The organism is Streptomyces kunmingensis, from assembly GCF_039533535.1.
Lineage (GTDB): Bacteria > Actinomycetota > Actinomycetes > Streptomycetales > Streptomycetaceae > Streptomyces > Streptomyces kunmingensis.
The window spans coordinates 127,420-143,130 of record NZ_BAAATS010000001.1 but is presented as its reverse complement, the minus strand read 5'-3'; the positions used below and the strand labels follow the sequence as shown (position 1 = coordinate 143,130).

10 protein-coding genes are annotated in these 15,711 nt (G+C 69.6%); 5 read left to right on the top strand and 5 right to left on the bottom strand.

The genetic code is table 11. From position 1 onward, the window contains the following. Positions 1-22: 22 nt before the first annotated feature. On the bottom strand, positions 23-613 hold the full coding sequence (locus ABD366_RS00625) for a HutD/Ves family protein (RefSeq protein WP_324766876.1): 591 nt from the start codon (positions 611-613) through the stop codon (positions 23-25). A gap of 97 nt (positions 614-710) precedes the next feature. Between ABD366_RS00625 and ABD366_RS00620 the strand changes: the two genes are divergently transcribed. Together ABD366_RS00620 and ABD366_RS00615 are read left to right on the top strand one after the other, a co-directional pair. Further along, the gene (locus ABD366_RS00620) at positions 711-1,622 is read left to right on the top strand and encodes a rhomboid family intramembrane serine protease (RefSeq protein WP_324766877.1); all 912 of its coding nucleotides are present in this window, start codon (positions 711-713) and stop codon (positions 1,620-1,622) included. A gap of 35 nt (positions 1,623-1,657) precedes the next feature. Beyond that, positions 1,658-2,503, top strand: a complete 846-nt coding sequence (locus tag ABD366_RS00615) for a chitosanase (protein WP_324766878.1) — start codon at positions 1,658-1,660, stop codon at positions 2,501-2,503. Between the two features lie 25 nt (positions 2,504-2,528). On the opposite strand, the gene ABD366_RS00610 is transcribed toward ABD366_RS00615, so the two are convergent. Continuing rightward, positions 2,529-3,581, bottom strand: coding sequence for a glycoside hydrolase family 113 (locus tag ABD366_RS00610; RefSeq protein ID WP_324766880.1), 1,053 nt, complete (start codon positions 3,579-3,581; stop codon positions 2,529-2,531). An 11-nt stretch (positions 3,582-3,592) separates the two neighbouring features. Next, positions 3,593-5,320: a polysaccharide deacetylase family protein gene (locus tag ABD366_RS00605; protein WP_324766881.1), complete on the bottom strand. Its 1,728-nt coding sequence runs from the start codon at positions 5,318-5,320 to the stop codon at positions 3,593-3,595. A gap of 583 nt (positions 5,321-5,903) precedes the next feature. Here ABD366_RS00605 and ABD366_RS00600 point away from each other — a divergent pair. The 3 genes from ABD366_RS00600 (at position 5,904) to ABD366_RS00590 (ending at position 9,090) form a co-directional block, all read left to right on the top strand. Next, positions 5,904-7,103: a glycosyltransferase family 2 protein gene (locus ABD366_RS00600; RefSeq protein WP_324766882.1), complete on the top strand. Its 1,200-nt coding sequence runs from the start codon at positions 5,904-5,906 to the stop codon at positions 7,101-7,103. A gap of 113 nt (positions 7,104-7,216) precedes the next feature. Then, the gene (gene wecB, locus ABD366_RS00595; RefSeq protein ID WP_324766883.1) at positions 7,217-8,380 is read left to right on the top strand and encodes a non-hydrolyzing UDP-N-acetylglucosamine 2-epimerase; all 1,164 of its coding nucleotides are present in this window, start codon (positions 7,217-7,219) and stop codon (positions 8,378-8,380) included. Then, positions 8,377-9,090 carry a 3-keto-alpha-glucoside-1,2-lyase-like domain-containing protein gene (locus ABD366_RS00590; RefSeq protein WP_324766884.1) on the top strand — a complete coding sequence of 238 codons (714 nt, stop codon included), beginning with the start codon at positions 8,377-8,379 and terminating at the stop codon, positions 9,088-9,090. Before wecB ends, ABD366_RS00590 begins: the two co-directional genes overlap by 4 nt. Positions 9,091-9,239: 149 nt before the next feature. Here ABD366_RS00590 and ABD366_RS00585 read toward each other — a convergent pair whose 3' ends face one another. Then, positions 9,240-10,700: a glutamate synthase subunit beta gene (locus ABD366_RS00585; RefSeq protein ID WP_324766885.1), complete on the bottom strand. Its 1,461-nt coding sequence runs from the start codon at positions 10,698-10,700 to the stop codon at positions 9,240-9,242. Next, complete coding sequence (gltB, locus tag ABD366_RS00580; RefSeq protein WP_324766886.1) at positions 10,693-15,321, bottom strand: glutamate synthase large subunit; 4,629 nt, start codon at positions 15,319-15,321, stop codon at positions 10,693-10,695. Before gltB ends, ABD366_RS00585 begins: the two co-directional genes overlap by 8 nt. Positions 15,322-15,711: the final 390 nt, after the last annotated feature.

The following is a 15,711-nucleotide window of genomic DNA, read 5'->3' as shown; positions in this document are numbered from 1 at the left end:
CCATTGTGGTCCGCGCGGGCGGTCACCGGGTGGCCTCGGGGCCGTCGGCGTGCGGGGCGCGCAGCCCGGTGACGAGGGCGACGGGCCCTTTCGCGTGCAGTTCGCCCGTTCCTTCCACGAGCGCGGCGTCGTAGGGGCCGAGTGTCAGTCCGGCGGTCTCGGCGCCGTCCTCGGTGAGGGCGACGACGAGCGTGGTGCCCGGCGCGAGGGGCAGCCGGCCGCGGACGACGGCGACGGCCGGGGGGACGGTGAGGGCGTCGCGCCGCCACATCACGTTGAAGTTGACGACGGGTCCGCCGAGCAGCCGGCAGTCGGTGGCCACGTCGCCTGCGAAGTTCCTTGGTGCGTAAGGGGAGTTGACGAGGGTGACGGTGTCTTCGACGGTCAGTTCCATGCCGTCGCCCTCGACCATGGTGAGCGTGCGGTCGACGCCGGGGAACGTGGAGAACGGCCCGTCCGCGGCCACGTCGGCGAGGCTGACCCGCCACCGGAAGTCGGCCATGCCCGCGCCCGGCGGTGAGCAGACGATCTCGCGGGTGGTTCCGCCCCCGTTCTTCCAGGCGACGGCGGCGCGGTCGGCGGCGGGCAGGGAGCGTACGACGGCGTCGATCATGAACGCCGAGGGTACGCCGGGCGCACCCGCTCCGACCAGGCGCGCGGGGTTGGCTATGTTGTTCGCCGCCCGACGTTGATGACCTCAGGAGCCGGCCGTGGAGCCCACACCTCAGTCCGCCGCGACGCCGACGTGTTACCGCCACGCCGATGTCGGGACATATGTCAGCTGTGTCCGCTGCGAGCGGCCCATATGTCCTGCCTGTATGCGGGAGGCGTCCGTCGGGTTCCAGTGCCCGCGATGCGTGAGCGAGGGGGCTGCCTCGGTGCGGCAGGGCCGCACGGTGGCGGGCGGCCGGATATCGGCCGTGCCCCTGGTGACGTACGCGCTGATGGCCGTGAACGTGCTCGTGTATCTCGGTGAGGTGATCTGGCCGGGCATCGTCGAGCGGCTGCAGATGCTGGGGCTCGGCCTGGTCGGTCCGGACGGCGGGCTCTATGTGTACCAGGAGCACTATCCGGCGGGCTGGCACACGGGCGGGGTGGCCGGCGGGGAATGGTACCGGCTGCTGACCGGCGCGTTCCTCCATCTGCCGCCCACCGACGGCGCGTTCGCACTCCTGCACATCGTGCTGAACATGGCGTCGCTGTGGAACCTCGGCCGGATCGTCGAGGCCCAGCTGGGCCGCCTGCGCTATCTCGTCGTCTACCTCGTGTCCGCGCTCGGCGGTTCGGTCGTGGTGCTGCTGATCGTGCCGGAGACCTCGACGGTGGGAGCGTCCGGCGCGATCTTCGGGCTGGGGGCGGCGTACTACGTGATCGCGCGGCGGCTCGGGGCGCAGATGCGGCAGGTCAATCGGTTCATGGCGTTTCTGCTGCTGTGGCTGCTGGTCTCCGCGACGTTCGCGTCGTGGCAGGGGCATCTGGGCGGTCTGCTGACCGGCGCTCTGCTGACGGCGGGGCTCGTGTACGCGCCGCGGGAGCGCAGGGGGCTGGTGCAAGGGGTGGTGTGCGGGGCGGTCGTGGTGCTGCTCGTGGTGGCGGCCGCCCTGAAGGTGGCGGCGCTGTAGAGGGCGCCCGGGGGCTCCCGCATACGCTTTCCCGCATGAAACGCGCAGGCTGCCTGGTCCTCTCGTTCCTCGCTGTGGCGTCCGCCGTCACGGCGGCGGTCCTCGTCCTGCCGTCCGACGGCGGGAACGACGCGCCGCCCGCCCGCGCCGGTGCGTCGGCGACCGCTGCGCCGTCCGGTCTCGACGCCCCGGACAAGAAGGAGCTGGCGCAGAAGCTCGTCGCCAGTGCCGAGAACTCCACGCTGGACTGGCGCGGACAGTACGGCTACGTCGAGGACATCGGGGACGGTCAGGGCTACACGGCGGGCATCATCGGTTTCTGCACCGGCACCCACGATCTGCTGACCCTGGTCGAGCGGTACACCGAGGGCCGTCCGGACAACGGTCTGGCCCGCTATCTCCCCGCCCTGCGCGCGGTCGACGGTACGGATTCCCACGAGGGTCTCGACCCCGGTTTCCGGGCGGCTTGGAAGGCGGAGGCGAAGGTGGCGGCGTTCCGCGAGGCGCAGGACGAGGAGCGCGACCGCGTCTACTTCGATCCGGCGGTCCGTCTGGCCGAGCGCGACGGGCTCGGGGCGCTCGGCCAGTTCATCTACTACGACGCGATGGTCATGCACGGCCCCGGGGCCGGCCCGGACAGCTTCCACGGACTGCGCGAGCGGGCCATGAAGGAGGCCGACACCCCGTCGGAGGGCGGCGCCGAGAAGGCGTACCTCGACATCTTCCTGGACGAGCGGCGCTCGCTGATGAAGTCGCAGAAGGCGCACCGGGACACGAGCCGGGTCGACACCGCCCAGCGGCAGTTCCTGTACGACGGGAACCTGTCGCTGGAGACGCCGCTGACGTGGCGGATGTACGGCGAGACGTACCACGTCGGCTGAGGGCCGGCCGAAGCGTCGGTGGGTCTCAGCCCGACCATTTCTGGCGCAGCACCTCCTCCGCGGGTTTGCCGCGTGGGCTGTACGCGAGGCGTTCCGGGGTCTCGCCGCTGTCGGGCCAGTCGTCCCACATCCACCAGCAGACGCCGGCCCACCAGCTCTGGCCGTCGAAGCTGTCCAGCAACGCCCGGTAGGCGGCGGCCTGTTCGGCGGGGGCGGGGACGCGGCTGACGGTCCAGGAGTAAGGGGCGGTGGTGGCGCCCTGCTGGCTGACGTATCCGGCTTCGGTGAACAGGATGCGCCGGCCCTGTTCGTGCGCGTACGCGGCGAGGTCCTCGCGGATGGGGGCCCAGGCGCGTCGCAGGCGGGTGAGGGAGCGGGTGGGCCGGTCGGACAGGGGCCAGTAGGCGTCGATGCCGATGAGGTCGAGCTCCTTCCAGAAGTGGATCTTCTGGTACTCGTCGTAGTTGGCGGCGTAGGTGAGCGGCCCGTCGTAGTGGTCGTGGACCGCTTCGATGACGGTGTGCCAGGCGGCGCGGTCGCCGGAGACGCCGGCGAGTTCGGTGCCCACCGCGAACTGTTCGGCCCGGATGTCCGTGGCGAGTTCCGCGTAGTGGCCGATGAAGTGCCGGTAGGCGGCGAACCAGGCGCGGCGGTCGCGGGGCCGGATCCCGGCGCGGTCCCCGCCGCCGGTCAGGTCGACGTGCGGCTTGATCATCACCTTGAGTCCGAGGGTGTGGGCACGTCGTGTGATGTGGCGCAGGCTCGCGTCGCTCGCGCTCTCCTCGGTGGGCCGCATGGTGGCGTCGGTGCGGCCGCGCTGGTACCAGGTCGGGGTGAGGGTGATCCAGCGGGCGCCGGTGGCGCGGATGCCGCGCAGGTAGCGGTCGGCTGCCGGGCTGTCGTAGTCGCTGCGGTACCAGGAGGGCAGGGTGATGCCGCGCAGGTCGGCGCCGGTCTTGGAGCCGGTTCCGGAACTGCTCGGGCTCTGGGGGGTGTCGGGCCGCGGGCCGCTGTCCGAGGTGCACGCGGCGACGGCGAGCAGGGCCGCCGCCGTGGCGACGGCGGCGGCCCTCTTCATGGCGGTGATCCTCACAGGCTCGTCGGGCTGACGAAGGTGTATCCCAGCGCCTTGATGCCGTCGATCGTGTCCTTCAGCGGCTGGGTCGGGAAGTACGGGTGGTAGAAGAAGCTGGCGACGCCGTCACGGACGGCCAGGTTGGACTTGGCCGCGGCGATCAGGTCGGCGGGCAGTCGCGGTGGATGGTTGTTGTAGGGGTCCGGCTCGTAGTTGCCGATGTTCTCGGGCAGCACCTTGGTGCCGTACACGTCCTTCACCACGTAGGGGAAGAACTGCCCGATGAAGGTGTTGGGTCCGGCGGACGTGCCGCCGAGCGTGCCGGAGAAGTACAGCGAACGCTCGAGGCGTGCCGCGTAGTTGTCGCTGATGACCTTGTAGTCGGTGGCGGAGCCCGCGTAGTGCGGGGTGGTCCACAGCGTCGGTTTGGGCAGGCCCGCGGCGGTGAACTCGGCGAGTGCGCTGGTCACGCGCCCCTGTGCCCAGGCGGTGGAGTCCTCGGCGACCGGGCCGTCGTAGACGACGTTGTCCGCCGTGTCGACGTGTGCGCGGTAGAACTCGAAGTCGTCCCCGGTGACGCCGTTGTAGGGGTTGGCGGCGTTGCCGTACTGGTGGGTGTAGCCGTGGTTCATGAGGACGGCGCCCCGGGCCAGCATGTACTTCAGGGCGCTGACGACCTGCGGCCGCTGCGCGAGCGTGATCGTCTGCGCGACACCGTCGTTGTAGGTGCCGTTCGGGTCCTTGTAGACGGGGATCACGTTGATGCCGTACGGGACGTCCTGCGCGAACAACGAGTCGGCCATGGCGCGCAGTTCGGCCGGGTCCGAGTCCGGGCTGATGTCCTCCAGGCGGAACATCGCGCGGTGCCGTTCGGGCGTGTCGGGCGCGAGGGCGTCGAAGAGCAGGTCCTCGACGACGATGACGCGGTCGGTCTCGGAGACGTAGGCGAAGGGGATCTCGCCGACGTAGGTGAGGTTGGCCGAGCGGACCGCCCAGCCGAAGGTGTGCCCGTTGGAGCTGTCGAGGCCCTGGGCGAGCGTGGTGACCGCGGGATAACCGGGGCCCGTCAGGATGTTGGGGCGCAGCACGCCCCCGTCCTGGCCCGCCGGGATCTTCCGGGTCAGTGCTTGATTCCTGTACGTCACCTGCGTCACGGTTCCGACGGAACCGCCGTCCTCGTAGTACGACGTCGTCGGATCCCAGCCGTACTTCTGCGTGAACTGCGCTACGCCCACCGAGTTGGCCATGTTCCAGATGTTGGCACCCATCCAGATCACGGGTGTGGTCGTGGTGGAGACGTCCTGGTAGAAGGCGGCCGGCACTTCGTCGGGGGTGGAGCAGCAGTAGTACGTCGAGCCGATGTAGATCACGGCGCTGTAGGTGGCGGCCATGCCGGCGGTGTACTGCTTGACCGGTTTGGTCGTCACGGAACCGAAGTGGCCCGCGAGGTTGGCGGCGGCCATGGCGTACAGCTCGCCCAGGTGACCGTAGGCGCCCGCCGTGTCGTAGAGCACGAGCGTGGTGGGGGTGGCGTCGGGGGCGGCGACCGCGGTGGGGAGCGCCTTGAGCGACGGTGCGGTGGCCGTGGTTGTCGCGCGGGGCTGTTTCTTGCGGGCCTTGTCGGCCTTGGCCTGTGCCTTCGCCCAGCCCTTGAGGTCGATGCCGCTGAGGCCGGCGCGGCTGCCGACGGTCTCGTGGCCGCTGCGGCGGTCATTGTCGGCGGCGCCGGCGCCCGCGGCCATAAAAGGGCCGCTCAGAAGCGCGGCGACGAGCAGGAACAGTAAGGAGAACTTCGAGAATCCTCGTCTACGACGTCGTAACACTGGCCTCACCATTCTTTCTCTCCACTCTGCCATCAACAGCAAAGGTTTTCACGGGCAGGAATTCAGCGATTCTTGTGAGCGATCAAGAAAGCTGTCAAGGGGGCGAACGGTGAAGTGCGGGGGCGCTCGATGCGCGCCGGAGAAGCGCGCGCCTCTCCTTTCCGGATCCGCTTCTGAACGAGGCCGGATGTCTGCTACGTTCCTTTCGCGCATTGGGGATGCGCTGTGAAATATGGGGGGACAATGTACGGACGACCCGCCCTGGGGGCAATGCTGCCCTTGGCAGGGGCGATGGCGGCGCCGGAAGCACTGCCCGGACTGCCTCTGGCCAGGGCGTTACAGGCCACAGCCGGGGCTGGATTTCTTCTGTATTGCCTTACGGCCTGTTTGATATTGCTGGCCCGGATACACCTGCGTCACCGACCGCGGACACCGGGGGCACCGTCCGGGAGCAACCATGATCAATGAGTTGCTTCTCTGGTCAAGTATTACGTTGATCGCGATGGCCGGATGCTACAACACGACCCTCTTCACGCTTTCACGGCGCAGAATCCGCCATTCCAAGAACAAGCGGAGAGAGCGGTTCTACGTATTTCTCCTGGCCTGCCTCAACGAAGAGAAAGTGCTGGCGGAAAGCCTGGCTCGTATCACCGCACTGCCCGCCCGGAATTTCATGGCGCTCGTCATCGACGACGGGTCGGACGACCGCACCTCCGAAATAGCGCTGGCCGCCGACCCGGCCCTCGTCCACCTGCACCGGCGCAATCCGCCGAACGCGCGAAGAGGCAAGGGAGCGGCCCTCAACGACGGGGTGCGCCACCTTCGGGAGTCCGGCCTGCTCGACGGGCACGCCCCCGAGGACGTCGTGGTCTGTGTCGTCGACGCGGACGGCCGGCTCGATCCGCACGTCGTACAGTCCGTCGACCCGTACTTCGACGACCCGCGGACCGGCGCGGTGCAGGTCTGCGTCCGTATGTACAACCGGCATCTGAGCCTGCTCGCCCGTATGCAGGACATGGAGTTCGTGGTCTACGGCGATGTGTTCCAGAGCGCCCGCCGCTCCATCGGCAGCGTCGGCATGGGCGGCAACGGCCAGTTCATGCGGCTCGCCGCGCTCGACACGCTGGACGGCGACGGCCCGTGGAGCGACAGCCTCACCGAGGATCTCGACCTCGGCGTCCGGCTGATCGCCAAGGGCTGGACCAACCAGCACTGCACCGCGGCCGCGGTCTCCCAGCAGGCGGTACTCAGCCTGCGGCGCCTGATCCGCCAGCGATCCCGGTGGTTCCAGGGCCATTTGCAGTCGGCCGGTCTCGTCCCGCTCATCCTGCGGTCCGTGCCGCTGAGAGCCGCGCTCGATCTGCTCTACCACCTCTCCAGCCCGGTGCTGATCCTGCTCACCTCGCTGCTGCCGCTGTCCTTCCTCGTCGCGCTCGCCGCCATGACCGTGGCCTCGCTGCGCGCCGGGTATCCGCTCGTCTCGCCCATGTGGCTGGTCGGTCCGTACGTGCTCTCGTTCACGGCCGCCTACGCCTACGGCTTCGTCTACGCCAAGCGTGAGCGCGACCTCGGCCTGGTCCGTTCCGTGCTCATCGCGCACGTCTTCGTCTTCTACGGCTACATCTGGTTCGCGGCCGGCTGGTGGGGCTTCTACCGCATGCTCACCGGTCAGCGGACCTGGCTGAAGACCGCACGCACCTGAGGGCACTGCCCGCCCACGTCACACGCGCTGCCGGTCCCGCCGCCCACCTCACCTCTCTCATCACCCTCACGCGGTCACCCCTGTGGCGATCGCGTCTGCCCAAGGGGGCTCGCATGTCCACTCGTCCCTCAGCCGTACCCGTACGCGCCATGCTCGTGCTCGGCACGCGGCCCGAAGCCATCAAACTGGCGCCGGTGGCGCGGGAGATGGCGGCCGGCACACAGTTCGAGCCGATCGTCGTCACCACCGGCCAGCACCGCGAGATGCTCCAGCAGATGCTCGGCATGCTGGGCGCCGGCACCCGGATCGCGCTCGATGTCATGCGCAACCGGCAGAAACTCTCCGACCTCACCGCCCGGCTCGTGCGGGAACTGGGCCAGGCCATCCGCGAGCAGCGGCCCGATCTGGTGCTGGTGCAGGGCGACACGACGACCGCTCTCGCCGGGGCGCTGGCCGCCTTCTACGAGAAGATCCCGGTCGCCCACGTCGAGGCCGGGCTGCGTACCGGAGTGATCGACAACCCGTTCCCGGAGGAGCTCAACCGCAGTCTCATCGGCCGGATCGCCCGCTGGCACTTCGCCCCGACCACGGCCGCGGCCCGGCACCTGACCGACGAGGGGGTCCCCGCGGAGCAGGTGTTCACCACCGGCAACACGGTGATCGACAATCTGCTGTGGGTGCTCGCCGAGGGCAGCGGCACCTCCGCGTTCCGTACCGGTGCCCGGCGGATCCTGGTGACTCTGCACCGCCGGGAGAACCAGGGCGAGCAGATGCGTGACATGGGCCGGGCGCTGTGCCGCCTCGCGGTCCGCGGTGACGTGGAGATCGTGCTGCCGCTGCACAAGAGCCCGGCCGTGCGGGACGCGCTGCTGCCCGATCTGGAGAACCGCCCGGGCATCGCGCTCGTCGAGCCGCTGGACTACCTCGACTTCGCGGCGACGCTCGCCGACTGCGACCTCGTCCTGACCGACTCCGGCGGCATCCAGGAGGAGGCGCCGAGCCTGGGCAAGCCGGCGCTCGTGCTGCGCACCACCACGGAGCGGCCCGAGGCGGTCGAGGCCGGCGCGGCCCGGCTGATCGGCACCGACCCCGAGGCCCTGGTGACCTGGGCGAAGCGGCTGCTCGACGATCCGGCGGAGTACAAGAGGATGGCGCACGCGGGCAATCCGTTCGGCGACGGCAAGGCCGCCTTGCGCATCCTCGGACAGCTGGCCGAGGACTTCGCTGCCGATGTACCCGTCGGCCTCACCGCATCAGGGCCATACTCGACCGCATGACGCCGTTACTCCCGCGCGCCCGTCCTCGGATCCCGCCGGTTCTGCGGGAGCGGCGGGGGCGCCTGCTCACCGGCCTCGCACTGGCCGTCGCGCTGACCGCGGTCCTCGCGGTCAGCCTGAGCCGGTGCGGTTCCGGGGGGTCCGAGCCGCCGCCCGCGCCCTGGCAGGACGGCTCCACGCACGGCCGGTGGTTCTCGGTCTTCAACGGGCACGGCACGAACGTCGGCGACGACGGCTCCCTCTCGCTCTCCCCGATGCCCGCCGAGGACCCCGGCACCACGCACGCGGGCCTCGTCGTCAGCACCGCCTCGTACACGGACGTGCGCTACGAGGCGCGGATGCGCACGGAGAAGCAGCTGCGGGTCCCCGCGCCGAACCCCTGGGAAGTGCCGTGGCTGGTCTGGGCGTACACCGACCCGGAGCACTTCTACTACATCACCCTCAAGCCGAACGGCTGGGAACTGGGCAAGCGCGACCCCGCCTACCCCGGTGGCCAGCGCTTCCTGGCCACGGGCCACGAGCAGTACCCGGTGGGCGACTGGTCCGACGTGCGGGTGGAACAGAACGGCGCGACCATGTCGGTCACGGTGGACGACAAACCCCTCGTGGAATACACGGACCCCGAACGGCCGTACAACGAGGGGCGGGTGGGCGCGTACACGGAGGACGCGGCGGTGGAGTTCGAGGACTTGGAGGCGAGTTCGGGCTGACCGCGGGCCCGGCCCCCGGACGCACCGACCCCGGACGCACCGCGACGCCCACCCGGTCGTCCGGTCGGGGACAGTGGGGCAGGCGTCGCGCTCAGTTCCGTACGCCGTTGTACGGGACGTTTGTTGACGGCCCGTCAGGGCCGTCGGGGTCAGACCGTCAGGGAGCGGTCCGTCGGGCGGATCGGGGCGGGCAGCTCCGAGGCGCCGGACAGGAAGCTGTCCACACCGCGGGCGGCCGAGCGGCCCTCCGCGATGGCCCAGACGATGAGCGACTGACCGCGGCCCGCGTCACCGGCGACGAAGACGCCGGGGACGTTGGTCTGGAACTCGGCGTCGCGCTCGATGTTGCCGCGGGCGTCGAGGTCCAGGCCGAACTGCGAGACGAGCCCGTTCTCCTGGTCCGTACCCGTGAAGCCCATGGCAAGGGTGACCAGCTGGGCCGGGATCTTGCGCTCGGTGCCGGGCTTCGGGGTGAGCTTGCCGTCGATGAACTCGACCTCGGTGAGGTGCAGCGCCTGGACGTTGCCGTCCTCGTCGCCCTCGAAGTGGGTCGTCGAGACGGAGTAGACCCGCTCGCCGCCCTCCTCGTGCGCGGAGGTGACCTTGTAGAGCATGGGGAAGGTCGGCCACGGCTGGCCCGCGTTCCGGTCCTCGCCCGGACGCGGCATGATCTCCAGCTGTGTGACCGAGGCCGCGCCCTGACGGTGGGCGGTGCCCACGCAGTCCGCGCCGGTGTCACCGCCGCCGATGACGACGACGTGCTTGCCCTCGGCGGTGATGGGGGGCTGCACGAAGTCGCCCTCCTGCACCTTGTTGGAGAGCGGCAGGTACTCCATGGCGAAGTGGACGCCGTTCAGCTCGCGGCCCGGGACGGGCAGGTCGCGGGAGATCGTGGCGCCCGCGGCGATGACCACGGCGTCGTGCCGCTTGCGCAGCTTCTTGGCGTCGATGTCCCGGCCGATCTCCACACCGGTACGGAACTTGGTGCCCTCCGCGCGCATCTGCTCGATACGGCGGTTGATGTGCCGCTTCTCCATCTTGAACTCGGGGATGCCGTAGCGGAGCAGTCCGCCGATACGGTCCGCGCGCTCGTAGACGACGACCGTGTGACCGGCCCGCGTCAGCTGCTGGGCCGCGGCGAGACCCGCCGGGCCCGAGCCGATGACCGCGACGGTCTTGCCGGAGAGCCGCTCCGGGGCCTGGGGCGCGACGTCGCCGCGGTCCCACGCCTGGTCGATGATCGAGACCTCGACGTTCTTGATGGTGACGGGCGGCTGGTTGATGCCGAGCACACACGCCGACTCGCACGGAGCGGGGCACAGGCGGCCCGTGAACTCCGGGAAGTTGTTCGTGGCGTGCAGCCGCTCCTGCGCCGCCGACCAGTCCTCGCGGTACGCGAAGTCGTTCCACTCGGGGATCAGGTTCCCCAGCGGGCAGCCGTTGTGGCAGAACGGGATGCCGCAGTCCATGCAGCGCGACGCCTGCTTGCTGATGATGGGGAGCAGCGAGCCGGGAACGTAGACCTCGTTCCAGTCACGCACGCGCTCGTCGACGGGGCGCGTCTCGGCGACTTCGCGCCCGTGGTTGAGAAAGCCCTTGGGATCAGCCATTGGTCGCCGCCTCCATCATCTTCTCGGTGATCTCGGTCTCGGTGAGACCGGCTCGCTCGGCGGCGTCCTTGGCGGCGAGCACTGCCTTGTACGTGCTGGGGATGATCTTGCTGAAGCGCTCCACGGACACGGTCCACTCGGCGAGCAGCTTCTCGGCGACCGTCGAGCCGGTCTCCTCCGCGTGACGGCGCACGACGTCGTGCAGCCACTGCTTGTCGGTGTCGTCCAGGGCCTCGACGGCGCCCTGGCTGGTGACGTTGACGTTGTCCGGGTTCAGGTCGATGACGTAGGCGACACCGCCCGACATACCGGCCGCGAAGTTGCGGCCCGTCTCACCGAGGACGACCGCGTGGCCGCCGGTCATGTACTCGCAGCCGTGGTCGCCCACGCCCTCCGAGACGACCGTGGCACCGGAGTTGCGGACGCAGAAGCGCTCGCCGGTGCGGCCGCGCAGGAACAGCTCGCCGCCGGTCGCGCCGTACGCGATCGTGTTGCCGGCGATCGTCGAGTACTCGGCGAGGTGGTCGGCGCCGCGGTCCGGGCGGACGATGATCCGGCCGCCGGACAGGCCCTTGCCGACGTAGTCGTTGGCGTCGCCTTCGAGGCGCAGCGTCACACCGCGCGGCACGAACGCGCCGAACGACTGGCCCGCCGAGCCGGTGAAGGTGATGTCGATGGTGTCGTCGGGCAGACCCGCGCCGCCGAACTTCTTCGTCACCTCGTGGCCGAGCATCGTGCCGACCGTGCGGTTGATGTTGCGGATGGCGACCTGGGCACGGACCGGCTGGGCGTCCGTCTGGTCGTTCGCGGCGAGGGCGTCGGCGGCGAGCTTGATCAGCTCGTTGTCGAGCGCCTTCTCCAGGCCGTGGTCCTGCGTGGTCAGCTGGTGGCGCACGGCGCCGTCCGGCAGCGCGGGGACGTGGAAGAGGGGCTCGAGGTCGAGACCCTGCGCCTTCCAGTGGTCCACGGCCCGCTCGGTGTCGAGGAGTTCGGCGTGACCGACGGCCTCCTCGATGGTGCGGAAGCCCATCTCGGCGAGCAGCTCGCGGACCTCTTCGGCGATGAACTCGAAGAAGTTGACGATGTACTCGGCCTTGCCGGAGAACCGCTCGCGCAGCACCGGGTTCTGCGTGGCGATGCCGACCGGGCAGGTGTCCAGGTGGCAGACGCGCATCATGACGCAGCCGGAGACGACGAGCGGCGCGGTCGCGAAACCGAACTCCTCGGCGCCGAGGAGCGCGGCGATGAGCACGTCACGGCCGGTCTTCAGCTGGCCGTCGGTCTGGACGACGATGCGGTCGCGCAGGCCGTTGAGCAGCAGCGTCTGCTGGGTCTCGGCGAGACCGAGCTCCCAGGGACCACCGGCGTGCTTCAGCGACGTGAGCGGCGAAGCACCCGTACCGCCGTCGTGGCCGGAGATGAGAACGACGTCCGCGTGCGCCTTGGACACACCCGCGGCGACCGTACCCACGCCGACCTCCGACACCAGCTTCACGTGAATCCGCGCCTGCGGGTTCGCGTTCTTCAGGTCGTGGATCAGCTGGGCCAGGTCCTCGATGGAGTAGATGTCGTGGTGCGGCGGCGGCGAGATGAGCCCGACGCCCGGCGTCGAGTGACGCGTCTTGGCGACCCACGGGTAGACCTTGTGGCCGGGCAGCTGACCGCCCTCGCCGGGCTTGGCGCCCTGCGCCATCTTGATCTGGATGTCGTCGGCGTTGACCAGGTACTCACTCGTCACACCGAAGCGGCCGGAGGCGACCTGCTTGATGCTGGAGCGGCGCGCCGGGTCGTAGAGACGGTCCGGGTCCTCGCCGCCCTCACCGGTGTTGGACTTGCCGCCCAGCTGGTTCATGGCGATGGCGAGGGTCTCGTGCGCCTCCTTGGAGATGGAGCCGTACGACATGGCACCGGTCGAGAACCGCTTGACGATCTCCGAGACCGGCTCGACCTCGTCGATGGAGATCGGCTGCCGCTCGCCGGACTTGAAGCCGAACAGGCCGCGCAGCGTCATCAGACGCTCGGACTGCTCGTTCACCCGGCCCGTGTACTTCTTGAAGATGTCGTAGCGGCGCGTGCGCGTCGCGTGCTGGAGACGGAAGACCGTGTCCGGGTCGAACAGGTGCGGCTCGCCCTCGCGGCGCCACTGGTACTCGCCGCCGATGTCGAGCGCGCGGTGCGCCGGGGCGATGCCGGAGGCCGGGTAGGCCTTGGCGTGGCGCGCGGCGACCTCCTCGGCGATGACGTCGAGACCGGCGCCGCCGATCTTGGTGGCCGTGCCGTTGAAGTACTTCTCGACGAAGGCCTCGTCGAGGCCGACGGCCTCGAAGACCTGCGCGCCGCGGTAGGAGGCGACGGTCGAGATGCCCATCTTGGACATGACCTTCAGGACGCCCTTGCCGAGCGCGTAGATCAGGTTGCGGATGGCCTGCTCGGGGTCGCCGTTCTCGTCGCCCGCCAGGAACGTGCCGGCGCGGACCAGGTCCTCGACCGACTCCATGGCCAGGTACGGGTTGACTGCGGCGGCGCCGAAGCCGATCAGCAGCGCGACGTGGTGGACCTCGCGGACGTCACCGGCCTCGACGAGCAGACCCACCTGGGTGCGCTGCTTCGTACGGATGAGGTGGTGGTGGACGGCTGCGGTGAGCAGCAGCGACGGGATCGGCGCGTGCTCGGCGTCGGAGTGCCGGTCCGAGAGGACGATCAGGCGGGCGCCGGCCTCGATGGCGGCGTCGGCCTCGGCGCAGATCTCGTCGATGCGGGCGGCGAGGGAGTCGCCGCCGCCGGAGACCCGGTACAGGCCGGAGAGGGTCGCGGCCTTCATGCCGGGCATGTCGCCGTCGGCGTTGATGTGGATGAGCTTGGCCAGCTCGTCGTTGTCGATCACCGGGAAGGGCAGGGTGACCGAGCGGCAGGAGGCGGCCGTGGGCTCGAGCAGGTTGCCCGCCGGGCCCAGCGAGGAGCGCAGCGAGGTGACGAGCTCTTCGCGGATGGCGTCCAGCGGCGGGTTCGTGACCTGCGCGAACAGCTGGGTGAAGTAGTCGAAGAGGAGCCGCGGGCGCGCCGAGAGGGCGGCGATCGGGGTGTCCGTGCCCATCGAGCCGATCGGCTCGGCGGCGGTCCTGGCCATCGGCGCGACGAGGATGCGCAGCTCTTCCTCGGTGTAGCCGAAGGTCTGCTGGCGGCGCGTGACGGAGGCGTGCGTGTGCACGATGTGCTCGCGCTCGGGCAGGTCGGAGAGCTCGATCTCGCCGGTCTCCAGCCAGTCCCCGTACGGGTTCTCGGCGGCGAGGCCGGCCTTGATCTCGTCGTCCTCGATGATGCGGTGCTCGGCGGTGTCGACGAGGAACATCCGGCCGGGCTGGAGGCGGCCCTTCTTGACGACCTTCGCCGGGTCGATGTCGAGGACGCCGACCTCGGAGCCGAGGACGACGAGGCCTTCGTCGGTGACCCAGTAACGGCCGGGACGCAGACCGTTGCGGTCGAGAACGGCGCCGACCTGGGTGCCGTCGGTGAAGGTGACACAGGCCGGGCCGTCCCAGGGCTCCATCATCGTGGAGTGGTACTGGTAGAAGGCGCGCCGGTCGGCGTCCATGGAGTCGTGGTTCTCCCACGCCTCCGGGATCATCATCAGGACGCTGTGCGGAAGCGAACGCCCGCCGAGGTGGAGCAGCTCCAGGACCTCGTCGAAGGACGCGGAGTCCGAGGCGTCCGGCGTACAGACCGGGAAGATCCGCTCCAGCTTCTGCGTGCCGTTGGCGTCGGTGCCGAACAGCTCGGAGGCGAGCTGGGACTCGCGGGCGCGCATCCAGTTGCGGTTGCCCTTGACGGTGTTGATCTCACCGTTGTGGGCGACGAAGCGGTAGGGGTGCGCGAGCGGCCACGACGGGAACGTGTTCGTGGAGAAGCGCGAGTGGACGAGCGCGATGGCCGAGGCGAACCGGCGGTCGGACAGGTCCGGGAAGAAGGGCTCGAGCTGGCCGGTGGTCAGCATGCCCTTGTAGACGATGGTGCGGGCGGAGAGCGACGGGAAGTACACGTCGGCCTCGCGCTCGGCGCGCTTGCGCAGCAGGAAGGCCTTGCGGTCGAGCGCGATGTCCTTGTTGACACCGTCCGCGACGAAGATCTGCCGGAAGGCGGGCATCGTCGAGCGGGCGGTGGCGCCGAGCAGCTGCGGGGCGACCGGGACCTCGCGCCAGCCGAGGACGGTCAGGCCCTCTTCGCCGGCGATCGTCTCGATGTGCGAGACGTACTCCTCGGTGCCCTGCTCGGGCAGGAAGGCGATACCGACGGCGTACGAACCGGCCGCGGGCAGGTCGAAGTCGACCGACTCGCGCAGGAAAGCGTCCGGAACCTGGGACAGGATGCCCGCGCCGTCACCCGAGTCGGGCTCGGAGCCGGTGGCACCGCGGTGCTCCAGGTTGCGCAGAACCGTGAGCGCCTGTTCGACCAGCGTGTGGCTCGCCTCGCCGGTGAGGGTGGCCACGAAGCCGACGCCGCAGGCGTCGTGCTCGTTGCGCGGGTCGTACATGCCCTGGGCGGCAGGGCGAGCATCCATGTGCGACCGGTTCATGGTGTCCCGGCCGTTGTTGGAGTGCTGGGACGGCTGGCGCGGCGTACGCATCGGCTCTCCCGTCGTCGTCGTGGCATTGGTGTGCCGAGGGACGACGTTGGCCCTCTGCGAGTTCCTGCTGGAGTACTGCTGAAGTACTGCTGAAGCGCCGCCGAGCCGTATGGATGCTCTGCCGATGCGCTGTCGCAGTACCTCTGAAGTACTGCTGAAGTTCATGCTGCTGCAAAATTTCGTGCAGGTTACATGATGGAGCGAATCTCGGAAACTGGATACTTCGTTCCAACATGCGGACACCGCGGGTGGCGGCGGGAGGAGACCCGGCGGTCTGATGGGTGGACCGGGGGCCGGTACGCCGTTGCGCGACGCGGGCCTCATTGCCCACAGCGCTTACGGCTCATGCCCCGTGGTCAAACAGTCGAAACAGTCCAGTAACGACTAGTT